The 21,683-nt window shown below is 56.5% G+C and carries 24 protein-coding genes; 11 read left to right on the forward strand and 13 right to left on the reverse strand.

The window, feature by feature from the left end:
* The first annotated feature begins 2 nt into the window (after nucleotides 1-2).
* Both hslU and rraA read left to right on the forward strand, forming a co-directional pair.
* The gene (gene hslU / locus EKL29_RS16535; RefSeq protein WP_126690234.1) at nucleotides 3-1,334 is read left to right on the forward strand and encodes an HslU--HslV peptidase ATPase subunit; all 1,332 of its coding nucleotides are present in this window, start codon (nucleotides 3-5) and stop codon (nucleotides 1,332-1,334) included.
* A gap of 160 nt (nucleotides 1,335-1,494) precedes the next feature.
* Nucleotides 1,495-1,980 (forward strand): ribonuclease E activity regulator RraA, encoded by a 486-nt coding sequence (gene rraA, locus EKL29_RS16540; protein WP_120458032.1) that lies wholly within the window; start codon nucleotides 1,495-1,497, stop codon nucleotides 1,978-1,980.
* Between the two features lie 55 nt (nucleotides 1,981-2,035).
* On the opposite strand, the gene zapB is transcribed toward rraA, so the two are convergent.
* Nucleotides 2,036-2,275, reverse strand: coding sequence for a cell division protein ZapB (gene zapB, locus EKL29_RS16545; RefSeq protein ID WP_120458034.1), 240 nt, complete (start codon nucleotides 2,273-2,275; stop codon nucleotides 2,036-2,038).
* 419 nt (nucleotides 2,276-2,694) lie between these two features.
* On the opposite strand from zapB, the gene EKL29_RS16550 reads away from it, so the two are divergent.
* The 3 genes from EKL29_RS16550 to glpX all read left to right on the forward strand — a co-directional run bounded on the left by EKL29_RS16550 (nucleotide 2,695) and on the right by glpX (nucleotide 6,255).
* Complete coding sequence (locus tag EKL29_RS16550) at nucleotides 2,695-3,543, forward strand: MIP/aquaporin family protein (protein WP_120458036.1); 849 nt, start codon at nucleotides 2,695-2,697, stop codon at nucleotides 3,541-3,543.
* A 27-nt stretch (nucleotides 3,544-3,570) separates the two neighbouring features.
* Entirely contained in the window at nucleotides 3,571-5,088 is a 1,518-nt protein-coding gene (glpK, locus tag EKL29_RS16555) for a glycerol kinase GlpK (RefSeq protein WP_126690235.1), read from the forward strand.
* Nucleotides 5,089-5,244: 156 nt separating this feature from the next.
* Nucleotides 5,245-6,255, forward strand: coding sequence for a class II fructose-bisphosphatase (gene glpX, locus EKL29_RS16560; RefSeq protein WP_120458040.1), 1,011 nt, complete (start codon nucleotides 5,245-5,247; stop codon nucleotides 6,253-6,255).
* Here glpX and emrD read toward each other — a convergent pair.
* A complete protein-coding gene (gene emrD / locus EKL29_RS16565; RefSeq protein ID WP_167456982.1) occupies nucleotides 6,245-7,435 on the reverse strand; it encodes a multidrug efflux MFS transporter EmrD in 1,191 nt (396 codons plus the stop codon). The two genes, glpX and emrD, sit on opposite strands and share 11 nt — an antisense overlap.
* 289 nt (nucleotides 7,436-7,724) lie before the next feature.
* Here emrD and fpr point away from each other — a divergent pair, with 289 nt between their 5' ends.
* The 3 genes from fpr (at nucleotide 7,725) to tpiA (ending at nucleotide 10,066) form a co-directional block, all read left to right on the forward strand.
* Nucleotides 7,725-8,471, forward strand: a complete 747-nt coding sequence (fpr, locus tag EKL29_RS16570; protein ID WP_120458154.1) for a ferredoxin--NADP(+) reductase — start codon at nucleotides 7,725-7,727, stop codon at nucleotides 8,469-8,471.
* 117 nt (nucleotides 8,472-8,588) lie between these two features.
* On the forward strand, nucleotides 8,589-9,215 hold the full coding sequence (locus tag EKL29_RS16575) for a DUF1454 family protein (protein WP_126690236.1): 627 nt from the start codon (nucleotides 8,589-8,591) through the stop codon (nucleotides 9,213-9,215).
* Nucleotides 9,216-9,298: 83 nt separating this feature from the next.
* Entirely contained in the window at nucleotides 9,299-10,066 is a 768-nt protein-coding gene (gene tpiA, locus EKL29_RS16580) for a triose-phosphate isomerase (RefSeq protein ID WP_120458045.1), read from the forward strand.
* Nucleotides 10,067-10,105: 39 nt separating this feature from the next.
* Here the strand turns inward: tpiA and EKL29_RS16585 are convergent, their stop codons facing one another.
* The 6 genes from EKL29_RS16585 to cpxP form a co-directional block, all read right to left on the reverse strand.
* Nucleotides 10,106-10,864: a CDP-diacylglycerol diphosphatase gene (locus EKL29_RS16585; RefSeq protein ID WP_126690237.1), complete on the reverse strand. Its 759-nt coding sequence runs from the start codon at nucleotides 10,862-10,864 to the stop codon at nucleotides 10,106-10,108.
* Nucleotides 10,865-10,978: 114 nt separating this feature from the next.
* Nucleotides 10,979-11,968, reverse strand: coding sequence for a sulfate ABC transporter substrate-binding protein (locus tag EKL29_RS16590; protein ID WP_120458049.1), 990 nt, complete (start codon nucleotides 11,966-11,968; stop codon nucleotides 10,979-10,981).
* A gap of 149 nt (nucleotides 11,969-12,117) precedes the next feature.
* A complete protein-coding gene (gene pfkA / locus EKL29_RS16595; RefSeq protein WP_033754393.1) occupies nucleotides 12,118-13,080 on the reverse strand; it encodes a 6-phosphofructokinase in 963 nt (320 codons plus the stop codon).
* A 206-nt stretch (nucleotides 13,081-13,286) separates the two neighbouring features.
* Complete coding sequence (gene fieF / locus EKL29_RS16600) at nucleotides 13,287-14,189, reverse strand: CDF family cation-efflux transporter FieF (RefSeq protein WP_126690238.1); 903 nt, start codon at nucleotides 14,187-14,189, stop codon at nucleotides 13,287-13,289.
* A 209-nt stretch (nucleotides 14,190-14,398) separates the two neighbouring features.
* Nucleotides 14,399-14,578, reverse strand: a complete 180-nt coding sequence (locus tag EKL29_RS16605) for a general stress protein (RefSeq protein ID WP_081137847.1) — start codon at nucleotides 14,576-14,578, stop codon at nucleotides 14,399-14,401.
* Between the two features lie 508 nt (nucleotides 14,579-15,086).
* Nucleotides 15,087-15,596: a cell-envelope stress modulator CpxP gene (cpxP, locus tag EKL29_RS16610; protein WP_120458053.1), complete on the reverse strand. Its 510-nt coding sequence runs from the start codon at nucleotides 15,594-15,596 to the stop codon at nucleotides 15,087-15,089.
* A gap of 149 nt (nucleotides 15,597-15,745) precedes the next feature.
* On the opposite strand from cpxP, the gene cpxR reads away from it, so the two are divergent.
* From cpxR to trmL, 3 genes are read left to right on the forward strand one after another with little or no spacing between them, the layout of a single operon-like run.
* A complete protein-coding gene (cpxR, locus tag EKL29_RS16615) occupies nucleotides 15,746-16,444 on the forward strand; it encodes an envelope stress response regulator transcription factor CpxR (protein ID WP_120458055.1) in 699 nt (232 codons plus the stop codon).
* Nucleotides 16,441-17,817 (forward strand): envelope stress sensor histidine kinase CpxA, encoded by a 1,377-nt coding sequence (gene cpxA / locus EKL29_RS16620; protein WP_120458056.1) that lies wholly within the window; start codon nucleotides 16,441-16,443, stop codon nucleotides 17,815-17,817. Before cpxR ends, cpxA begins: the two co-directional genes overlap by 4 nt.
* Before the next feature lie 38 nt (nucleotides 17,818-17,855).
* Nucleotides 17,856-18,326, forward strand: a complete 471-nt coding sequence (gene trmL / locus EKL29_RS16625) for a tRNA (uridine(34)/cytosine(34)/5-carboxymethylaminomethyluridine(34)-2'-O)-methyltransferase TrmL (protein WP_126690239.1) — start codon at nucleotides 17,856-17,858, stop codon at nucleotides 18,324-18,326.
* Here the strand turns inward: trmL and cysE are convergent.
* The 5 genes from cysE to EKL29_RS16650 form a co-directional block, all read right to left on the reverse strand.
* Nucleotides 18,323-19,144, reverse strand: a complete 822-nt coding sequence (gene cysE / locus EKL29_RS16630; RefSeq protein ID WP_120458060.1) for a serine O-acetyltransferase — start codon at nucleotides 19,142-19,144, stop codon at nucleotides 18,323-18,325. The genes trmL and cysE overlap by 4 nt on opposite strands.
* Before the next feature lie 67 nt (nucleotides 19,145-19,211).
* The gene (gpsA, locus tag EKL29_RS16635; protein ID WP_376749681.1) at nucleotides 19,212-20,228 is read right to left on the reverse strand and encodes an NAD(P)H-dependent glycerol-3-phosphate dehydrogenase; all 1,017 of its coding nucleotides are present in this window, start codon (nucleotides 20,226-20,228) and stop codon (nucleotides 19,212-19,214) included.
* Nucleotides 20,228-20,692: a protein-export chaperone SecB gene (secB, locus tag EKL29_RS16640; RefSeq protein WP_033754370.1), complete on the reverse strand. Its 465-nt coding sequence runs from the start codon at nucleotides 20,690-20,692 to the stop codon at nucleotides 20,228-20,230. Before secB ends, gpsA begins: the two co-directional genes overlap by 1 nt.
* A gap of 37 nt (nucleotides 20,693-20,729) precedes the next feature.
* Nucleotides 20,730-20,984: a glutaredoxin 3 gene (gene grxC, locus EKL29_RS16645; RefSeq protein WP_033754368.1), complete on the reverse strand. Its 255-nt coding sequence runs from the start codon at nucleotides 20,982-20,984 to the stop codon at nucleotides 20,730-20,732.
* A 20-nt stretch (nucleotides 20,985-21,004) separates the two neighbouring features.
* Nucleotides 21,005-21,436, reverse strand: coding sequence for a rhodanese-like domain-containing protein (locus EKL29_RS16650; RefSeq protein ID WP_120458064.1), 432 nt, complete (start codon nucleotides 21,434-21,436; stop codon nucleotides 21,005-21,007).
* Nucleotides 21,437-21,683 lie beyond the last annotated feature (247 nt).

Raw genomic sequence — 21,683 nt, forward strand, 5'->3', positions numbered from 1 at the left:
ACATGTCTGAGATGACTCCCCGCGAAATCGTCAGCGAACTGAATCGCTTTATTATCGGCCAGGACGGCGCAAAACGCGCAGTTGCTATCGCGCTGCGCAGCCGCTGGCGTCGTATGCAGCTCGACGAAGAGCTGCGCCATGAAGTGACGCCGAAAAATATCCTGATGATCGGCCCGACCGGCGTCGGTAAAACCGAAATTGCCCGTCGCCTGGCTAAACTCGCCAACGCGCCTTTCATTAAAGTAGAAGCCACGAAATTCACCGAAGTCGGCTACGTCGGTAAAGAGGTGGACTCCATTATTCGCGACCTGACCGACGCCGCGGTAAAAATGGTGCGCAGTCAGGCGATTGAAAAGAACAAATACCGTGCCGAAGAGATGGCAGAAGAGCGCATTCTTGACGTGCTGATCCCGCCGGCCAAGAACAACTGGGGCCAGCCGGAGCAGAGCAGCGAGCCTTCAGCTGCGCGCCAGTCGTTCCGCAAAAAGCTGCGCGAAGGCCAGCTGGACGACAAAGAGATTGAGATTGACCTTGCGGCCGCTCCGGCCGGCGTCGAGATCATGGCGCCTCCTGGCATGGAAGAGATGACCAACCAGCTTCAGTCGATGTTCCAGAATCTGGGCGGCCAGAAGCAGAAGCCGCGTAAGCTGAAAATCAAAGACGCGATGAAGCTGCTTATCGAAGAGGAAGCGGCCAAGCTGGTTAATCCGGAAGAGCTGAAGCAGGACGCGATCGAGGCGGTAGAGCAGCACGGTATCGTCTTTATCGACGAGATCGACAAAATCTGTAAGCGCGGCCAGTCATCCGGCCCGGACGTGTCTCGCGAAGGTGTACAGCGCGATCTGCTGCCGCTGGTGGAGGGTTGCACCGTTTCAACCAAACACGGCATGGTGAAAACCGATCACATTCTGTTTATCGCATCAGGCGCGTTTCAGGTCGCCAGCCCGTCGGATCTGATCCCGGAACTGCAGGGCCGTCTGCCGATCCGCGTTGAGCTGCAGGCGCTGACCGTGAACGACTTCGAGCGCATCCTTACCGAGCCGAACGCCTCTGTGACCGTGCAGTACAAAGCGCTGATGGGTACCGAAGGCGTTAACGTCGAGTTCACCGATGACGGCATTCGTCGCATCGCCGAAGCGGCATGGCAGGTAAACGAAACGACCGAAAATATCGGCGCGCGTCGTCTGCATACCGTGCTGGAGCGTCTGATGGAAGATATCTCCTATGACGCCAGCGATCGCCATGGCGACTCCATCACCATCGATGCAGAGTATGTCAGCAAGCACCTGGATGAGCTGGTAGCGGACGAAGATCTCAGCCGCTTTATCCTGTAATTCCGTTTTTCAATGCGCTTGCGCAAAGCCCGGCCACTGCGCCGGGCTTTTATTTTCTGCATGCTGCTGATGCAGCGCCTTTTTTTCCGCTGATGATTTTGCCAACAATCCGCAACTGGCGGTATACTTACCGCTCCTGTGGCAAACAGATGAACCCATCATGAAATACGATACCTCTGAACTCTGCGACATCTATCATGAAGAAGTGAACGTTGTTGAACCACTTTTTTCAAACTTTGGTGGCCGCACCTCATTTGGTGGTCAGATAACCACAGTGAAATGTTTTGAAGACAACGGCCTGCTCTACGACTTGCTGGAAGAGAACGGTCGGGGCCGCGTGCTGGTGATTGACGGCGGCGGTTCGGTGCGACGCGCGCTGGTCGATGCGCAGCTGGCTCGCCTGGCGGTTGAAAATGAATGGGAAGGGCTGGTGGTTTACGGCTCCGTGCGTCAGGTAGACGACCTGGAGGAGCTGGAGATCGGCATTCAGGCGATTGCCGCTGTTCCGGCGGGTGCGGCGGGTGAAGGCATCGGGGAAAGCGATGTGCGCGTTAACTTCGGCGGCGTCACCTTCTTCTCCGGTGACCATCTCTATGCCGACAATACCGGCATTATCCTTTCTGAAGATCCGCTCGATATCGAGTAGCGTCGAAAACGAAAACGGGAGCGCGTCGCTCCCGTTTTTCATTCTACTGAGGCGCTTACACCTCTTCCATTTTTCCCAGCAGTGCACGCAGGCGATCCTGCCACAGATGCTGCTCTTCCTTTAGCTGCTGATTTTCACGCACCAGCGAGTCCTGATTACCCGCGGCCTGTTGCGCTTCGTTTCTCAGCGCGTTGTTCTGCTCTTTCAGCTCTTCGATTTCCATCTGCAGCAGGGTGATGGTATCAATCGCCTGCTGTACTTTCGCTTCCAGTTTCTCGAATACTTCAAATGACATCTTTCTGACCTCTCCTAAATTCTCGCAGGGCGTTGATGATGCCAGCCTTAGCGCGTGACGCCCTGTATCAGCCAGGCCAGCAACAATGTTTCCGATTGTATGTAGCCTGCCAGCGCAAGTCCAGCGACGTGGGCGTTGCGAGCGCAGTCTGTAACATTTTTCGGCTTATGCCTGGAGCCTGACCTCCAGACGCGAGCCTGGCGAAAAACGAAGCGGTTAAACAGATGAAATGATGTTTCATGAAAGTCAAAAGGCGCGAAAACGCGCATTTTTTTGACTCAGCACACAGATTTAGATTTCGCTATTTCTCGTTTATGCTCGTTAACGATAAATTCACATCAGCCCTACAAGAGAGCTGGGTGGCTCATGGATTGAGAACAAAAACTGATAAAATTTAACCTCGCTTCAGGAATACCATTATGAGTCAGACAACGAACACACTGAAAGGGCAGTGCATCGCCGAATTTATCGGTACCGGCTTAATTATCTTTTTTGGCGCAGGCTGCGTGGCCGCGTTGAAAGTTGCTGGTGCCGCTTTCGGACAATGGGAAATCTGCATTGTCTGGGGACTCGCCGTCTCCATGGCCGTCTATCTTACCGCCGGCGTATCTGGCGCCCATCTTAACCCTGCCGTCACGGTGGCGCTTTGTCTGTTCGCCAACTTTGAAGGACGTAAGGTGGTGCCCTATATTCTGGCGCAGGTTGCAGGTGCATTCTGCGCAGCCGCGCTGGTTTACGGCCTTTATTACAATCTGTTTTTCGATTACGAGCAAAGCCACCAGATGGTGCGCGGCACGGTTCAGAGCCTGGATCTCGCCGGTATCTTCTCAACCTACCCTAACCCGCATATCAGCGTGGGACAGGCGTTCCTGGTTGAAATGGTGATTACGGCGGTATTAATGGCAGTCATCATGGCGCTGACAGACGATGGCAACGGCGTACCTCGCGGTCCGCTGGCGCCACTGTTAATCGGTCTGCTGGTAGCCGTTATCGGCGGTTCCATGGGCCCGCTGACCGGCTTCGCCCTTAACCCGGCGCGTGATTTCGGACCCAAGCTGTTCGCCTTCTTCGCAGGTTGGGGTAACGTTGCCTTCACGGGCGGTAAAGATATCCCCTACTTCCTGGTACCGATCTTTGGCCCGTTAGTGGGAGCCTGTCTGGGCGCCTTCGCCTATCGCGCACTGATTGGTCGCCATCTGCCGGGCGCAGTAGTGGCCAGCAGCAAAACAGAAAAACCGGTCGCACGCGCTGAGCAGCGTAAAGCGTAAGTTTCACCTTTTCATCGGGAATGCATTATGACGACGACTACTGATAAAAAATATATTGTTGCGCTCGACCAGGGCACCACCAGCTCACGCGCCGTCGTGCTGGATCATGACGCCAATATCGTTGCGGTATCGCAGCGTGAATTTACCCAGATCTATCCTAAAGCCGGCTGGGTTGAACATGACCCGATGGATATCTGGGCATCGCAGAGCTCGACGCTGGTAGAGGTGCTGGCGCATGCCGACATCCGTTCTGATGAGATCGCCGCAATCGGCATCACCAACCAGCGCGAAACCGCCATCGTCTGGGACAAAGAGACCGGCAAGCCGATCTATAACGCTATCGTGTGGCAGGATCCGCGCACCGCGGACTACTGCAATAAGCTGAAAAAAGAGGGCCTGGAAGAGTATATCCAGCACACCACGGGTCTGGTGATTAACCCTTACTTCTCCGGCACCAAGGTTAAATGGATCCTCGACCATGTAGAAGGCGCGCGTGAACGCGCGAAGCGCGGCGAGCTGCTGTTCGGCACCGTGGATACCTGGCTGGTGTGGAAAATGACCCAGGGCCGCGTGCATATTACCGATCACACCAACGCCTCACGTACCATGATGTACAACATTCACAAGCTGGAATGGGATCAGCGTATGCTGGAGATCCTCGACATTCCGCGTGAAATGCTGCCGGAAGTGAAAGGCTCTTCAGAAGTTTACGGCCAGACCAACATCGGCGGTAAAGGCGGTACGCGTATTCCTATCGCTGGTATCGCAGGCGACCAGCAGGCTGCGCTCTACGGCCAGCTCTGCGTTCAACCGGGCATGGCGAAAAACACCTACGGCACCGGCTGCTTTATGCTGATGAACACCGGCACCGAAGCGGTAACGTCATCGCACGGTCTGCTGACCACCATCGCCTGCGGCCCCCGCGGCGAAGTGAACTATGCGCTGGAAGGCGCCGTGTTTATCGGCGGCGCCTCTATTCAGTGGCTGCGTGACGAGATGAAACTGATCAGCGACTCCACCGATTCTGAATACTTCGCTCTTAAGGTTAAAGATACCAACGGCGTCTATATGGTTCCCGCCTTTACCGGTCTGGGCGCGCCTTACTGGGATCCCTATGCACGCGGCGCGATTTTCGGTCTGACGCGCGGCGCGAATGCTAACCACATTATTCGCGCCACGCTGGAGTCTATCGCCTATCAGACGCGCGACGTGCTGGAAGCGATGCAGAACGACGCCAATACACGTCTGCAGTCGCTGCGCGTGGATGGCGGTGCAGTAGCGAACAACTTCCTGATGCAGTTCCAGTCCGACATTCTCGGCACGCGCGTTGAGCGTCCGGAAGTGCGCGAAGTCACCGCGCTGGGCGCCGCCTATCTGGCGGGTCTGGCAGTAGGCTTCTGGGGCGACCTGGAAGAGGTCCGCGCCAAAGCCGTGATCGAACGCGAATTCCGCCCAAGCATCGAGACCACCGAGCGCAACTTCCGTTACGCCGGCTGGAGAAAAGCTGTGGCTCGCGCGCAGGCGTGGGAAGAGCACGACGAGTAATGCACCGTCCCGCGTCCTTACGCGGGATGTTTTACTCGCTGACCACGGCCTTTCGCCGACCCGCTCACTGAGCGATCTGCGCCCGCGACCCTGTCGCGGGCTTTTTTTTGCCCTTCCCCGCTATGCTACACTGCCCTTTTTCATCAGGTGCAGGCCATGAAACGAGAACTTGCCATAGAATTTTCCCGCGTGACCGAAGCGGCAGCCTTAGCTGGCTATCGCTGGCTGGGTCGCGGCGACAAAAACAGCGCCGACGGCGCCGCTGTCCATGCTATGCGACACGTCCTGAACACCATCGATATCGACGGGCAGATTGTGATCGGCGAAGGTGAAATCGATGAAGCGCCGATGCTCTATATCGGCGAAAAGGTCGGCAGCGGTCGCGGCGACGCGGTAGATATCGCAGTAGACCCGATCGAAGGCACGCGAATGACTGCCATGGGCCAGGCCAACGCACTGGCGGTGCTGGCGGTCGGCGACAAGGGCAGTTTTCTGCACGCGCCGGATATGTATATGGAAAAGCTGATTGTCGGCCCGGCGGCGCGTGGTCATATCGATCTCAACCTGCCGCTGGAGACCAATCTGCGTAATATCGCGACGGCGCTGGATAAACCGCTGGCGCAGCTGACGGTTTCTATTCTGGCGAAACCGCGCCACGACGCGATCATCGCGCAGCTACAACAGCTTGGCGTACGCGTGTTTGCGTTCCCGGACGGCGACGTGGCGGCCTCTATTCTCACCTGTATGCCTGACAGCGAAGTCGACGTGCTCTACGGCATCGGCGGCGCGCCGGAGGGCGTGGTATCAGCGGCGGTGATACGCGCGCTGGATGGCGATATGCAGGGCCGCCTGCTGCCACGTCATCAGGTCAAAGGCGAGAGCGAAGAGAATCGCCGCATCGGCGAGCAGGAGCTGGCGCGCTGCGACGAGATGGGAATTAAGGCGGGCGAGGTGTTACCGCTGGCGCGTATGGCGCGCAACGATAACGTTATCTTCGCCGCCACTGGCATTACCAGCGGCGACCTGCTGAAAGGTATTACGCGTCAGGGCAATATCGCCACCAGCGAAACGCTGCTGATTCGCGGTAAATCGCGTACTATCCGCCGCATCCAGTCGATCCACTATCTGGATCGCAAAGACGCGGCGCTGCACCCTTTTATCCTGTAACCGTGCCGCTTTGACTCTCCGGCTGCCGCGACAGCGGCAGCCAGCAGAGCAGCATCACCAGCGCGGTAGCGAACATCAGCATACCCAGGCTGAACTGGTCGCGCTGCGGCAGCAGCGCGGACGCCCACGCCACCACGCCCGAGCCCAGATTCTGCAAACCGCCAATCAGCGCGCCAGCGCTGCCAGCCAGCCATGCGTAGGGCTCCATCGCGCCTGAGGTCGCCAGCGGAAACAGCATGCCCGCGCCGAAGAAGAAGAGCGCAGCGGGCACCAGCAGCGTCCAGATATTCATTACGCCGAACCACGCCGGGATCCACATCAGCGCTCCGGCCAGCAGACAGCTGTTGACGCCGATCCACATCAGGCTGTGCCATGAGCGCGCCTCGCGTCCGGCAAACCACGCGCCGAAAAAGGCGGCGGGAATAGGCAGAATAAACAGAATACTGACGGTGAACGCATCCAGTCCAAGCACCCCGCCCAGCAGCACGCCACAGCTCGCTTCGAATACCGCAATCCCCGCCAGCGCGCCGATGAGCAGCAGAATAAAGCGCACGAAGCTGGCGTCGCTCAGCAGACGCTGGTAGCGGCGGAAAAAGGGCGTTACGTCGCCGCCTTGCGGCCGCGTTTCCGGCAGCCAGCGCGCCATCGCGCCCGTTACCGTGACGCAGAGCAGCAGTAAAAAGGCGAAACAGGCGTGCCAGCCGAACAGCTTCGTCAGCAGCGCGCCGATGACCGGCGCGAGCAGCGGGCTGACCAGCAGCCCCATATTGAGCAGGCTGTTAGCCTGACGCAGCGCAACGCCCGCATAGAGGTCGCGCGGCATGGTGCGCGCCATAACGCCCGCCACGCCGGTGCCCAGTCCCTGGATGGCGCTGCCCAGTACCAGCACGTTCAGCGACGGCGCCAGCATAGATGTCACGGCACCGATCATAAAGATCGTCATTCCAGCGAGGATCACCGGACGGCGCCCGATGCTGTCGGAAAGCGGGCCATAGATCAGCTGCGATCCGCCATAGGTCATCAGATAGGCCGCCATGACGCGCTGCATTGTGCCGTTATGCACGTTAAGCGCGTCCGCCATGTCAGCCATCGCCGGTACATAGATAGTTTGCGCCATCTGCCCAACCGCCAGCATTAAAATCAACATCAGCAGCAGCGGCCGATTTTCCATCTTCTTCATCGACATCTCGGTCTGGGAAATAAGGTTAATTCAGCAGCAAAACGCGCTGCATTGAGATAATGACGGGCAAAATATCAGGATTACGTGACAAATCGAGAGGCGGGCATAAAGCGGCCGAAGAAGGTGCGTCAAGTTTTCGTACCACCCTGTCAACCCGGGGCAACGGCGTGTTGAGGCGTGCGGTGCATTTGTCGATTAGAGCCTAAAAACCGGCGCGCGGGTGGAAAATCCGCCGTGCAGCCGCGATGATATCACTGTGCCTGAAAAATCAACGACCAGGAGAGTAATGATGGCCGAATGGGTCAATGCGCAAGTAAAGGAAGTGAAAAACTGGACAGATGCGCTGTTCAGTCTGCGGGTGCATGCACCGATCGATACTTTCACCGCCGGACAGTTCGCTAAGCTGGCGCTGGAGATAGACGGCGAACGCGTGCAGCGCGCTTACTCTTACGTTAACGCGCCCAGCGATCCGCTGCTGGAGTTCTATCTGGTTACCGTGCCGGAGGGCAAACTGAGCCCGCGTCTGCAGGCGCTTAAGCCAGGCGACAATGTGATGGTGACAAAGGAGGCCGCCGGCTTTTTTGTACTGGATGAGATCCCGCCGTGCAAAACCTTATGGATGCTGGCTACCGGTACGGCGATTGGCCCCTATCTCTCTATACTGCAACAGGGCGAAGGTCTGGATCGCTTCGACCATATCGTGCTGGTGCACGCGGTGCGCTACGCCGCAGATCTCAGCTACCTGCCGCTGATGCAGTCGCTGCAGCAGATCTATAACGGCAAGCTGCGTATTCAGACGGTGGTAAGCCGTGAAAACGCCACCGGCTCGCTGACCGGCCGCGTGCCGGCGCTGATAGAGAGCGGCGAACTGGAGCGCGCGGTGGGTCTGACGATAGAGCCGGAATCGGGTCATATTATGCTGTGCGGCAACCCACAGATGGTGCGCGATACCCAGCAGTTGCTGAAAGAGACGCGCGACATGCGCAAGCATCTGAAGCGTAAACCGGGTCATATCACCAGTGAGCACTACTGGTAAGCTGTGCTGCGATGCGGTAAATCTTATCTCAGGGCAAATTTTGCCCGTCGTGCTTTTGACTTTCGCAGCTAAAAACCGTTCTAATTTGGCACTAAGTTTACTGGTAGAGCCTATGAAATGAAGAATTTGCCTGGCGCATTGTTGCTGAGTCTTGCGCTTACGGCCTCGGCATTCGCTGCCGATCTCCCGCTGCGCGAGCGTAGCGAATCCGTGCCTGCCGCACCCTATTTGCTGGCGGGCGCGCCTACCTTTGATATGACCATCGGCCAGTTCCGCGAAAGGTATAACGCCGCCAACGCCGATCTGCCGCTGATGGAGTATCGCGCCATCGACAATAAAAACGACAGCAGCCATCTGACGCGCGCGGCGAGTAAAATCAGCGAAACGCTTTACGCCTCCACTGCGCTGGAACAGGGTACCGGGAAAGTGAAAACGCTCCAGCTGACCTGGCTGCCGGTGCCAGGACCGGATCAGAAAGCCTCGCAGGAGAAAGCGATGGCTTATATGACCGCGTTGCTGCGCTTTTTTGTTTCCGGTCTGTCACCCGATGAGGCGCGACAAAAGCTGAACGCGCTACTGAGCGAGGGCAAAGGCGCACGCTATTTTTCCCGCACCGAAGGCGCGCTGCGTTTCGTCGTAGCGGACAATGGCGACAAGGGGCTGACCTTCGCCATTGAGCCGATAAAACTCACGCTGCCGCCTGCCGATCAGGGCGGCAAAAATGACGAAAAGCAAAGCCATTGACCTGAGAGATCTCTATACTGTCTGGCAGTCTACGCTGCCTGACGGCAGTGCAATTTAATGAATCGCGTAACGCGGAGGATAGAATGCGACATCCATTGGTTATGGGTAACTGGAAACTGAATGGCAGCAAGCAGATGACGGGCGAGCTGATCGAAGGCCTGCGCAAAGCGCTTTCCGGCGTTGACGGCTGCGGCGTCGCGATCGCACCGCCGGCTATCTATCTCGACCAGGCGAAACATGCCATCTCCGGCAGCCATATTGCCCTGGGCGCGCAGAACGTCGACGTGAACCTGTCCGGCGCTTTTACCGGCGAAACCTCCGCGGAAATGCTGAAAGACATCGGCGCGAAATATATCATTATCGGTCACTCTGAGCGTCGTACTTACCACAAAGAGAGCGACGAGTTCATCGCGAAGAAATTCGCCGTGCTGAAGGCGGCTGGCCTGGTGCCGGTGCTGTGCATTGGTGAAACCGAAGCGGAAAACGAAGCGGGCCAGACTGAAGAAGTGTGCGCACGTCAGATCGACGCGGTACTGGAAACGCAGGGCGCTGAAGCCTTTAACGGCGTTGTCATCGCCTACGAGCCGGTCTGGGCTATCGGCACAGGCAAATCAGCCACCCCGGCGCAGGCGCAGGCAGTACACAAATTTATCCGCCAGCACATCGCGAAGAAAGACGCTGCGGTCGCCGAGCAGGTTATCATTCAGTACGGCGGTTCCGTTAACGACAAGAACGCGGCTGAACTCTTTACCCAGCCGGATATCGACGGCGCGCTGGTAGGCGGCGCCTCGCTGAAGGCTGATGCCTTCGCTGTTATCGTTAAAGCTGCGGCAGAAGCGAAAAAAGCGTAATGTCAGCTAAGTAAAAAAGGCGGCCTGCAGGCCGCTTTTTTATTGCCGTAAAATCTCGCAGCTATGGTCCTGCAACTCCTCCGCCGATCCCCGGTTTAGCAACAGCCAGTTGCGCTCAAGCGCCATCAGCGCCAGACGCCCGTCAGGCAGCGCCGCCAGCGCCAGACCATATTTTCCCATTTCGCTGCGCGCGTCAGAGATTTCATTCGCCACGCGGATAAACAGGCTCTGCTGCGTCAGCTCCGGCAGCGTTAGCGCGCGTATCCGGTAATCATGCTGGAGCAGCCTTTCCGTTTGCCAGCGACTGGATAGCACGGGCGCAAGGCTGTTCAGCGTGCGGCGCACATCGGGACGCAGGCAGGAAATATGAATATGCAGCTGATTCTGGGTGCGGCCATACTGAGCGTTAATCGCCAGCGACAGCGCGCTGTCCGGGATGGGCGCGCCGCGCCGCGCCGCCAGCTGCGCGCGCGACTGCCAGGCGAAAGCGAAAAAGTTGGGCGTGGCGGGATCCAGCAGCGCCGGGCTCTCCATGCCGGTGATTTTCGCCAGCGGGATCAGCAGATACTGCAGCGGGCCGTTCAGATCTTTTAGCAGCGCATAGCCCTGATCGAGCGCGACGCGCTGGCAGGGCGCGGGGCTGCCCGTTGCGCGCTGATTCGGCTCGCATTTTTCGCTGACGATCTGCCACAGCGCATCGCTGTTTTTATGCAGGTGGAGAGCGGCGATCGCTAAACCGCTTATAAGGATCAACAGCAGCAGTGCAATCAGGCCCAGCGCACGGCGACGTTCCCGCATAGCAAGGTTCCTCTTTCAGCTTTTGCCCGAATCCTCGCCTGGCCGCCGCCGAATGTCACGCACAAATAAAAAGGGCCAGCTTGCTGGCTGGCCCTTTTCCCTGCATTTGTACGATTAAGGCTTCATCACCTGATCGTAGGTGCCGCCATCGGCGAAGTGCGTTTTCTGCGCCTGCGTCCAGCCGCCGAACTTATTGTCGATGGTGAACAGCTTCACCGGCGCGAAGGTGCTGGCGAATTTTTTCGCGACTTCCGCATCGCGCGGACGATAGAAGTTCTGCGCCGCAATGGTCTGGCCTTCCGGCGAGTAGAGATACTTCAGGTAGGCCTCTGCAACTTTGCGCGTGCCCTGCCCGTCTACCACCTTATCGACTACGGAAACGGTCGGCTCGGCCAGAATAGATTCGCTCGGCGTGACGATTTCAAATTTGTCTTTACCCAGCTTATCGACCGCCAGGTAAGCTTCGTTTTCCCAGGCGATCAGCACGTCGCCGATGCCGCGTTCCACGAAGGTGTTAGTCGCGCCGCGCGCACCGGAGTCCTGAACCTCGACGTTTTTAAACAGCGCTTTTACGTAAGCCAGCGCTTTCGCCTGATCGCCGTTGTTTTGATCCAGCGCCCAGCCCCATGCAGCCAGATAGTTCCAGCGCGCGCCGCCTGAGGTTTTCGGGTTCGGTGTGATGACTGAAACGCCTGGTTTGATCAAATCCGGCCAGTCATGGATGCCTTTCGGATTGCCTTTACGCACCAGGAAGACAATGGTGGAGGTGTAAGGTGCGGAGTTGTCTGGCAGACGTTTGATCCAGTTCTTATCGATACGGCCGCGTTCGGCGATGGCATCGACGTCGGACTGCAGCGCCAGCGTAACGACATCAGCGCGAATGCCGTTAATTACGGAAGTCGCCTGTTTGCCTGAGCCACCGTGGGACTGGCGGATCACGACGTTATCGCCGGTTTCTTGCTTATAGTGCGCGGCGAAGGCTTTATTGTACTGCTCGTACAGCTCGCGCGTCGGATCGTAAGAGACGTTTAGCAGCTGGTAATCCTTTGCCAGAACGCTGGCAGAGGCCAGCAGAAGGGTAATTCCAATACTCCACTTTTTCATTATGCACGCTCCCGATGTCATCTGGCCGGTAGCGTGACATAAACCATTTTAGAGCTAAAAGAATTAAAAATAAGCAGTTATAACCGGCTGGAATATAGACAGCTAAAATAAAGGCGTGCCTGTAACGCACGCCTGAACCTGGCTGTAAATCAGTAAAGCTTCTTCGCCGTCTCGAGCCAGTCGCGCTTAAACGGACGCTTCATATTTTCGATAGCGTCGATAATGTCGTGATGGACCATCTTCTCGTTCTGGATACCGACGCAGCGGCCGCCGTAGCCCTGCAGCAGCAGTTCAATCGCATAGGCGCCCATACGCGATGCCAGGATACGGTCGTAAGCGCAAGGCGCGCCGCCGCGCTGAATATGGCCGAGCACGGTAGCGCGCGTTTCGCGTTTGGTTTCCGCTTCGATGTACTTCGCCAGATCGTCGATATCGCAGATATGCTCTGTGATCGCCACGATCGCATGTTTTTTGCCTTTCGCGATGCCCGCTTTAATCTCCATCACCAGCTCTTCGCGGGTGTAAGGAATTTCCGGCAGCACGATAAATTCGCAGCCGCCCGCAATTGCCGCAGCCAGCGTCAGGTCGCCACAGTAGCGTCCCATCACTTCGACAATAGAGATACGCTGATGCGAAGAAGAGGTGTCACGCAGGCGGTCGATCGCCTCGACCACGGTTTCCAGCGCGGTGAAGTAGCCGATGGTGTAGTCAGTACCCGCTACATCGTTATCAATGGTGCCAGGCAGGCCGATACAGGGGAAGCCCATTTCAGTCAGGCGCTTCGCGCCCATATAGGAACCGTCGCCGCCGATGACGACCAGCGCATCGATGCCGCGCTTTTTCATATTCTCAATCGCGACCTGGCGGACTTCGTCGTTACGGAATTCCGGAAAGCGCGCCGATCCCAGAAAGGTGCCGCCACGGTTAATCATGTCAGACACGCTATAGCGGTCGAGATTAATCATACGGTCTTCATACAATCCCAGATAGCCGTCATAGATACCAAAAACTTCCAGTCCTTCGCTCAGCGCTGATCGCACAACGCCGCGAATGGCTGCGTTCATGCCGGGGGCGTCGCCGCCGCTGGTCAATACACCAATTTTTTTGATCATGACAACCTCTGGATTGTTAAAACGAAAAGTTAATCCTGCCTGTCGTGCGCCGCTAAGCGGCATATCGTTATGCGCGACCCGTGATGGCAGATAGTATATCAAAGGCTTGCTGCTGAATTGATTCAGGTCAGACAAGTTTTCACTAAATTTTTTGCATATATGTTAGCGCTTCGTCATTTTAAATAATTGAAACTGATTTAATCAGGTTAAAAGCCGGGTGAATCTTGCTGTTCGATCGCGACTACCGAACAGGGATCCTGGTGAATAATCACGTCCGATCCGGGGAATCTTTTACGCAGCGCCTTTTCAACCTGATCCGCTACGCGATGCGCCTGAACCAGCGGCAAATTGTCATCCAGTTCCAGATGCAGCTGTATAAATTTAGTCGGTCCTGACTGGCGCGTGCGCACATCGTGCACCCCCTCTACGCCAGGCCAGTTCAGTGCGAGATTCAGAATGATGTTGTGCTCTTCTTCAGGAAGCGCGCGGTCCAGCAGCGCCTGTACGGCGTCGTAGCCCATACGCAGCGCGCTGTACAGGATAAAAATGCCGATGCCCAGCGCAAATAGCGCATCCGCGCGCGTAAAGCCATAGCTGCTCAGGGCAAGGGCGATCAGGATAGCGCCGTTCATGATGACGTCGGACTGGTAATGCAGCATATCGGCACGGATCGCCTGACTGAGCGTGTGGCGGACTACCCAGCGTTGAAACGCCACCAGCAGCAGGGTTGAACAGAGCGCCACAACGGTGACGACTACCCCGACCAGCGGCGCGCGCAGCGTACCTGGCGAAGCCAGATGCTGAAGACCGGTTAAAAACAGGAACAGAGCCGAGCCGGAGATAAACATGCTCTGCGCCAGCGCCGCCAGCGACTCCGCTTTGCCATGACCAAAGGTATGGTCGGCGTCAGCAGGCTGCAGCGCATAGCGCACTACCAGAAGGTTTGTCAGCGAGGCGGCGATATCCACCAGCGAATCCACCAGGCCGGCCAGCAGACTGACGGAACCGGTATACCACCAGGCGAAAATTTTTACGATAAGCAGGCAGGACGCCAGAATAGTCGCCGCCAGCGCTGCGCGTTTTACCAGACGGGCATAGGTGGGTTGCATAGTTTGCTCCCTGAGCCATTACAGGCATGCACCCGAAACAAAGGAATGGCTAAAGTCTAACATCCAGACTGTCGCTGCGCATAAATCCTCTGTCACCACAAAGAGGAAAGCTGTCAAAGCGCCATAAAAAAACAAACCCCGTCCTCAGGGAGGACGGGGCATCATTTCCCGCTCGGGAAATGCACGAGTACAGCTGAGCTCGTTAAAAATCAGGAAGAGCTGCGGCCGCCGCCGTGGCTGTTCTGACCGCCTTTTTTGCCCGCTTCAGAGGCTTTTTCACGGTCATTTTTGAAGTTACCGCCGCTGTTTTGTCCGCCTTTTTTACCAGCTTCAGAGGCTTTCTGCGGGTTATCTGCGAAATTGCCTGAACCACCACGATGTTCTGCCATAACTTACTCCGTTAATATATTCAGATTGATTTACGTAATGTGGTTAATGCACTCCATTTAAATTCCCGGGATGTGCGCTTTCCTTGCTGCGACAGGATTAAGTGTAGAGGTAACCTGAGATAATTCAAGAAACGGCAAAAAATGATAAACTACTGATCTAAATGGCATTCCTTATATATACGCAAAACTTATTTGCTTATTATCATATATTTAAATACTTCACCGCCTCGCTTTATTTATTTAATGCGTCTCGCTTATCCATATATTTACCCGGCATAACTCACTCACTCTAAAAAACAAACGAGACGCGGGGAAATATTATTCTGATAATTAGCTGAATATTTAAGGGGTTAGTCCCTTTCTTAAATAGAGTGTTAATAGCTGTATAGCAACATTCACCGCAGGTTGACACAGCGGCCAGAAACGCGCAAAAAGGCAAAAAAAACCCCGCCATCATGGCGGGGAAGACAGGGATGGTGTCTATGGCAAGGAAAACAGGGATACTATGTTACTGGTTACTGCTGGTACTACTCACTGCTTGCAGCGATGAAGCTGACTGCAAATTCGAGAGCTTGCGTAACTCGGTGAGGCGCCGCTCGTAATTCTTCTGCAATACGGCCTGCTGCGCCGGCGTTAGCAAGTGGTACATCTGGTTACGAATGCGCGCCATCTCGACATGCTGTTCGACCTGCGCCTGAGCGATTTTCTCAGCCTGAGCGCGGATAGCCGCTTCGTTAAAATTGTCTGCCGTAATCAGGCCATGCATGTTTTCGATATCGCCAATGCTGACAGGGGAACGTTCGTACCGCGCCTGCTGCATCAGGTCTCGCATCTGCTGACGTTGTTCTTCTGTCAGATCAATGCCGTCGAACATGTGGCTTTGCGGATTTTGCGTCATACTGCCTGTCGTCAATCCGCCGTGATGCATTTCGTCAATCGTCGTCGTGTCTGCTGCTCCTGCGCTGGCGTGATTGAGAACCATCGCTGAGGCAATGACGACGGCGGTTACTGTGCGCATCGTTTACTCCAGTTCGTTCCGTTTTACGATTCAACGAGAACCAGTGTACGGCGACAGCTGCAAACATCCGTCAGGGGGTGTAAAACTACGTAAAGCGTTGGATTGACGAGTCAGGAACACGGTATTTTGCCTGCGGAGGGCAATAAAAAATGAATAAAATCCTGTTGGTTGACGATGATCGCGAATTGACTTCGCTGCTTAAAGAATTGTTAGAAATGGAAGGGTTTGAAGTGGTAGTCGCCAGCGACGGCGAACAGGCGTTGAGCCTGCTGGACAACTCCATCGATCTGCTTTTGCTCGATGTGATGATGCCGAAAAAGAACGGCATCGACACGCTGAAAGAGCTACGCCAGCAACATCAGACGCCCGTCATTATGTTAACCGCGCGCGGTAGCGAGCTGGATCGCGTGCTGGGGCTTGAACTGGGTGCGGATGACTATCTTCCTAAGCCCTTTAACGATCGCGAGCTGGTGGCGCGTATCCGCGCCATCCTGCGCCGTTCTAACTGGAGCGAGCAGCAACAGCAGCACGACAGCAGCTCGCCGACGCTGGAAGTGGACTGCCTGCGCCTTAATCCGGGCCGTCAGGAAGCCAGCTTCGACAGCCAGACGCTGGATCTTACCGGCACGGAGTTCACCTTGCTCTATCTGCTGGCGCAGCATCTCGGCCAGGTCGTCTCGCGCGAACACCTGAGTCAGGAAGTGCTTGGCAAGCGTCTGACGCCGTTCGATCGCGCCATTGATATGCATATTTCCAACCTGCGCCGTAAACTGCCCGAGCGCCGTGACGGCCACCCCTGGTTTAAAACCCTGCGCGGACGCGGCTATCTGATGGTTTCGGCTTCATGATTGGCAGTCTTACCACCCGCATCTTCGCCATTTTCTGGTTAACCCTGGCGCTGGTGTTGATGCTGGTGTTGATGGTGCCCAAGCTGGATTCCCGTCAGATGGCTTCGCTGCTCGATAGCGAGCAGCGACAGGGCACAATGATTGAGCAGCATGTGGAAGTAGAGCTGGCGCAGGATCCGCCCAACGATTTGATGTGGTGGCGGCGACTCTCGCGCGCCATCGATAAATGGGCGCCGCCGGGACAGCGTCTGCTGCTGGTTACCAGCGAAGGCCGCGTGATTGGCGCGCAGCATAATGAAATGCAGGTGATCCGCAACTTTATCGGGCAGTCCGACAACGCCGATCATCCTCAGAAAAAGAAATATGGCCGTATCGAAATGGTCGGCCCTTTTGCCGTGCGCGACGGCGAAGATAACTATCAGCTTTACCTGATTCGACCGGCGACCAGCTCGCAGCTCGATTTTATTAATCTGCTGTTTGACCGCCCGTTGCTGCTGCTGATTGTCACCATGCTGATCAGCTCGCCGCTGCTGCTGTGGCTGGCGTGGAGCCTGGCGCGTCCGGCGCGCAAGCTTAAATATGCGGCGGATGAAGTCGCCAGCGGCAATTTGCGCCAGCATCCGGAACTGGAATCGGGCCCGCAGGAATTCCTCGCCGCCGGCTCCAGCTTTAACCAGATGGTGAGCGCGCTCGAACGTATGATGACGTCGCAACAGCGCCTGCTGTCAGATATCAGCCATGAACTGCGCACGCCGCTGACGCGTCTGCAGCTCGCCACAGCGCTGCTGCGCCGCCGTCACGGCGAAGGCAAAGAACTGGAGCGCATCGAGGTAGAAGCGCAGCGTCTGGACGGCATGATTAACGATCTGCTGGTGCTGTCGCGTACCCAGCACAAGAACGCGCTGGTCAGCGAGGCGATAAAAGCGAATCAGCTCTGGAACGACGTACTGGAAGACGCGAAATTCGAAGCCGAGCAGATGGGTAAACAGCTCGACGTGCCCTACCCGCCAGGTCCCTGGCCGCTTTACGGCAACCCGCATGCGCTGGAAAGCGCGCTGGAAAACATCGTGCGAAACGCGCTGCGCTATTCGCATTCGCATATCAGCGTCAGCTTCTCGGTGGATATCAGCGGCCTGACGGTACACGTTGACGATGACGGTCCGGGCGTCAGCCCTGAGGATCGCGAACAGATATTCCGTCCGTTCTACCGTACCGATGAGGCGCGGGATCGCGAGTCAGGCGGAACGGGGCTCGGCCTGGCGATTGTCGAGACCGCGATTCAACAGCATCGCGGCTGGGTAAAGGCTGACGACAGCCCGCTTGGCGGCCTGCGCCTGACGCTCTGGCTGCCGCTCTACTCCTCCAGCCGATAATAATTTGCTATGCTTCGGCCCTCGTTATCGGGGGCCTTATGCTTAACATCGTCTTATTTGAACCAGAAATCCCACCTAATACCGGCAATATTATCCGCCTCTGCGCGAATACCGGCTTTCAGCTGCATCTGATTGAGCCGCTCGGTTTCGCCTGGGATGACAAACGACTGCGCCGCGCCGGTCTCGACTATCACGAATTTACCGCGATTAAGAAGCATGAGAACTACGACACGTTTCTGCGCGTAGAACAGCCGGAGCGGCTGTTTGCGCTGACTACCAAGGGTACGCCAGCGCACAGCGCGGTTAGCTATCAGGCGGGCGACTATCTGCTGTTTGGCCCGGAAAGTCGCGGCTTGCCAGCCGAGATCCTTAACGCGCTGCCGACAGAGCATAAAATCCGCATCCCTATGCGCGCAGAGAGTCGCAGCATGAATCTGTCGAACGCGGTATCGGTAGTGGTGTATGAAGCCTGGCGCCAGCTTGATTACGCAGGCGCGCGGCTCAGTTAGATCCCGTCGCCAAACTCAAAGCCCGGCACGGTGCCGTTGAAGTGTTGATCCATATCCATCGAAGGTTTATCGCTCGCCGGTTTGCCGACAATGCGCGCCGGTACGCCTGCCGCGGTAGTATGCGGAGGCACCGGCTGCAATACCACTGAGCCCGCGCCGATCTTTGCGCCGCGCCCTACTTCGATATTGCCGAGGATTTTCGCGCCTGCGCCAATCATCACGCCTTCGCGGATTTTCGGATGGCGATCGCCGCTGGTTTTACCGGTACCGCCAAGCGTGACCGACTGGAGAATAGAAACGTCGTTCTCCACCACCGCCGTTTCGCCGATAACGATGCCGGTCGCATGGTCAAGCATAATGCCATGACCAATGTGCGCCGCCGGATGGATATCTACGGCAAAGGAGACGGAGATTTGGTTTTGCAGGTAGACCGCTAACGCACGACGCCCTTCGTTCCAGAGCCAGTGGCCGATACGATACGCCTGCAACGCATGGAAGCCTTTGAGATAGAGCAGCGGCGTAGAGTATTTATCTACCGCCGGGTCGCGCTGGCGTACCGCCTGGATATCGTGCGCGGCTGAGGCGATCATCGAGGGATCCTGACGATAGGCCTCCTCAACGATTTCGCGAATGGCGATAGCGGGCATGATGGGATTGGAGAGCTTGTTCGCCAGCATATAGCTCAGGGCGCTGCCGAGGTTCTCGTGCTTCAACAAGGTCGCATGAAAAAAGCTGGCCAGCATCGGCTCGCAATCGGCCAGCGCGCGCGCTTCCGCTTTGATGTTGTTCCAGACCAGTTCTAATTCATCAGACGACATTGCGGTTTTCTCCCGATAAAAAAAGCGCCTGAATGGCGCTACAGGTAACAATGCTGCGCATCCTGCGTCAGCTTGTACTGTTTTCGTCCTTCCTTGTACGGCCTAACAGGCTTAATGCTGCCTCTCGCGCCGGTTTTCCGCAATAGAGCACCTGGTAGATTTGCTCGGTAATCGGCATTTCAACGCCGACACGTGCAGCCAAGGCTCTGACTTCTTTGGTGTTTTTAAAACCTTCTACAACTTGTCCGATAATGCGCTGCGCGTTCTCGACCTCTTCGCCCTGTCCCAGCATCAGGCCGAAACGGCGGTTACGCGACTGATTATCGGTACAGGTCAGCACCAGATCGCCTAAGCCAGCCATGCCCATAAAGGTGGTGGGATCGGCACCCAGCGCGGCGCCGAGTCGGCTCATTTCCGCCAGGCCGCGCGTGATCAGGGCGGTACGCGCATTCGCGCCGAAACCGATGCCGTCAGAGATGCCTGCGCCGATGGCGATAACGTTTTTGACTGCACCGCCAAGCTGTACGCCGATAAAATCAGGATTGTTATAGACGCGGAAACTCTTGCCGCAGTGCAGCTTTTGCTGCAGATCCTCGGCAAAGGTGACATCGGTCGCCGCCAGCGCAATCGCGGTCGGCAGCCCTGCAGCCAGCTCTTTGGCGAAGGTCGGCCCCGAGATCACCGCAAGCGGCGTATCATCGCCCAGGATCTCACGCGCCACATCCTGCAGCAGTCTTCCGGTCTCTCTTTCCAGCCCTTTGGTCGCCCAGACGATGCGCGATTCGGGGCGCAGATGCGGTTTAATCTGCCTCAGCACGTCACCAAATACATGGCTTGGCACGACGACCAGCAGATCGCGGCTGGCCGCAATGGCACTGGCTAAATCGGGCTCAAGCTCGAGATTATCGGGAAAAGGCACGTCGGGGAGAAAAGCGCTGTTGCAGCGTTCGGCCTGCAGCTGCGCCAGATGCGCGGGATTATGTCCCCACAGCAGCACGGGATGGCCGTTGCGGGCTAAAGTAATGGCCAGAGCGGTGCCGTACGAGCCGGCACCGATGACGCTAATCGAAGCGTGTGTAGTCATCAGGCATCCTGATGTGGTTCGGCACCTTCGCCTTGCTGCTGCAGATAGTTCATGAACAGCGCATCAAAGTTGACCGGCGCCAGGTTAAGCTGCGGGAAGGTGCCGCGAGACACCAGGCTGGTGATGCATTCGCGCGCGTACGGGAACAGGATGTTCGGGCAATAAGCGCCCAGGCAGTGCGCCATCTGCGTGCCTTCGATGCCGCTGATGGTGAAAATACCTGCCTGCTGAACTTCACACAGGAATGCGGTTTCTTCGCCAACGCTGGCGGTCACAGTCACGCGCAGCACCACTTCATAAACTTCGTCAGCCAGCTGTGATGACGCAGTATCCAGATCCAGCTTCACTTCCGGTTCCCACTCTTTCTGGAAAACCTGCGGCGCGTTCGGCGCTTCGAAAGAAACGTCTTTGGTGTAAACGCGTTGAATCTGGAATTGCATTTCGTTGGTGTTTTGTTCTGACATCTGACTAAGTCCTGTGAGTTGAAAAATCCTGCGCCGCTTACGCCTGCAGTAGCGGATCTAATCCTTCACGACTGTCCAGCGCGTAAAGGTCGTCGCAGCCGCCAATGTGCTGCGCATCAATGAAAATCTGAGGCACGGTGGTGCGGCCGCTGCGTTTAATCATCTCTTCGCGTTTCGCGGCGTTCCCGTCGATAGGGATCTCTTGAAACGACACACCTTTTTGACTCAACAGCGCCTTCGCCCGGTGGCAGAAAGGACAGGTCGCTTTGGTGTAAATCTCGACATTCGCCATGTTGCGTACCTCAGTAGATGTTATTTTCCGCGTACCAGCGGAAGGTTGTCTCCGCTCCAGCCGCTGATGCCGTCTTTCAGTACGGTCACCTGGCTAAAGCCGGCAGCGCTCAGTTTTTCAGCCGGTTCGCTCGCGCTCTGGCCAGTCGCGCACACCACAATTATGGGCTGGGCTTTATGCTTTTCCAGTTCGCCGAAGCTGCCTTTTTTGATATCTGCCGCCGCCACGTTCAGCGCGCCCGAAATATGTCCTTTGCGGTAATCGTCACGCGACCGCACGTCTACTACTACCGCCTCTTCTTTGTTAATCAGGCGGGTCGCTTCGCCGCGGCTGATAACTTTCACCTTTGAAAACATACCTTTAAAGGTGGTCACAATCACCAGAACCAGTAAAACGACCCATGCCAGACTGAGGATGGTGTGATTGCTTGCAAACTGCATAATATCTTGCATGAGGGGTAAAGACTCCAGACCGGGCTAATTAAGCTAAAAACAAGGGTTCTGAGTATACCTGCGCCACTTCTCATGTACAGACGCTAAGCAGCCAGAGTTACGATTTGTGCGTCATTTTCTAAAAAAAATTGCCGTATAGCAAAAATGACGTAACCCTTATGCGAGATCGGGAGAAATACCGACATCTTTGGAAAAGGAAATCCAGTGGCGTTACGCTGGTAAGCGGCTGTTCATCGTGGAATAATCA

This window comes from Pantoea sp. YU22 (assembly GCF_003970755.1).
In the GTDB taxonomy this organism is placed as follows: domain Bacteria; phylum Pseudomonadota; class Gammaproteobacteria; order Enterobacterales; family Enterobacteriaceae; genus Pantoea; species Pantoea piersonii.

Bases quoted from the DNA above. Each gene is read 5' to 3' on its own strand.
- hslU (WP_126690234.1), top strand. From the start codon at position 3: ATGTCTGAGATGACTCCCCGCGAAATCGTCAGCGAACTGAATCGCTTT.
- rraA (WP_120458032.1), top strand. From the start codon at position 1,495: ATGAAATACGATACCTCTGAACTCTGCGACATCTATCATGAAGAAGTG.
- zapB (WP_120458034.1), bottom strand. From the start codon at position 2,275: ATGTCATTTGAAGTATTCGAGAAACTGGAAGCGAAAGTACAGCAGGCG.
- EKL29_RS16550 (WP_120458036.1), top strand. From the start codon at position 2,695: ATGAGTCAGACAACGAACACACTGAAAGGGCAGTGCATCGCCGAATTT.
- glpK (WP_126690235.1), top strand. From the start codon at position 3,571: ATGACGACGACTACTGATAAAAAATATATTGTTGCGCTCGACCAGGGC.
- glpX (WP_120458040.1), top strand. From the start codon at position 5,245: ATGAAACGAGAACTTGCCATAGAATTTTCCCGCGTGACCGAAGCGGCA.
- emrD (WP_167456982.1), bottom strand. From the start codon at position 7,435: ATGAAGAAGATGGAAAATCGGCCGCTGCTGCTGATGTTGATTTTAATG.
- fpr (WP_120458154.1), top strand. From the start codon at position 7,725: ATGGCCGAATGGGTCAATGCGCAAGTAAAGGAAGTGAAAAACTGGACA.
- EKL29_RS16575 (WP_126690236.1), top strand. From the start codon at position 8,589: ATGAAGAATTTGCCTGGCGCATTGTTGCTGAGTCTTGCGCTTACGGCC.
- tpiA (WP_120458045.1), top strand. From the start codon at position 9,299: ATGCGACATCCATTGGTTATGGGTAACTGGAAACTGAATGGCAGCAAG.
- EKL29_RS16585 (WP_126690237.1), bottom strand. From the start codon at position 10,864: ATGCGGGAACGTCGCCGTGCGCTGGGCCTGATTGCACTGCTGCTGTTG.
- EKL29_RS16590 (WP_120458049.1), bottom strand. From the start codon at position 11,968: ATGAAAAAGTGGAGTATTGGAATTACCCTTCTGCTGGCCTCTGCCAGC.
- pfkA (WP_033754393.1), bottom strand. From the start codon at position 13,080: ATGATCAAAAAAATTGGTGTATTGACCAGCGGCGGCGACGCCCCCGGC.
- fieF (WP_126690238.1), bottom strand. From the start codon at position 14,189: ATGCAACCCACCTATGCCCGTCTGGTAAAACGCGCAGCGCTGGCGGCG.
- EKL29_RS16605 (WP_081137847.1), bottom strand. From the start codon at position 14,578: ATGGCAGAACATCGTGGTGGTTCAGGCAATTTCGCAGATAACCCGCAG.
- cpxP (WP_120458053.1), bottom strand. From the start codon at position 15,596: ATGCGCACAGTAACCGCCGTCGTCATTGCCTCAGCGATGGTTCTCAAT.
- cpxR (WP_120458055.1), top strand. From the start codon at position 15,746: ATGAATAAAATCCTGTTGGTTGACGATGATCGCGAATTGACTTCGCTG.
- cpxA (WP_120458056.1), top strand. From the start codon at position 16,441: ATGATTGGCAGTCTTACCACCCGCATCTTCGCCATTTTCTGGTTAACC.
- trmL (WP_126690239.1), top strand. From the start codon at position 17,856: ATGCTTAACATCGTCTTATTTGAACCAGAAATCCCACCTAATACCGGC.
- cysE (WP_120458060.1), bottom strand. From the start codon at position 19,144: ATGTCGTCTGATGAATTAGAACTGGTCTGGAACAACATCAAAGCGGAA.
- gpsA (WP_376749681.1), bottom strand. From the start codon at position 20,228: ATGACTACACACGCTTCGATTAGCGTCATCGGTGCCGGCTCGTACGGC.
- secB (WP_033754370.1), bottom strand. From the start codon at position 20,692: ATGTCAGAACAAAACACCAACGAAATGCAATTCCAGATTCAACGCGTT.
- grxC (WP_033754368.1), bottom strand. From the start codon at position 20,984: ATGGCGAATGTCGAGATTTACACCAAAGCGACCTGTCCTTTCTGCCAC.
- EKL29_RS16650 (WP_120458064.1), bottom strand. From the start codon at position 21,436: ATGCAAGATATTATGCAGTTTGCAAGCAATCACACCATCCTCAGTCTG.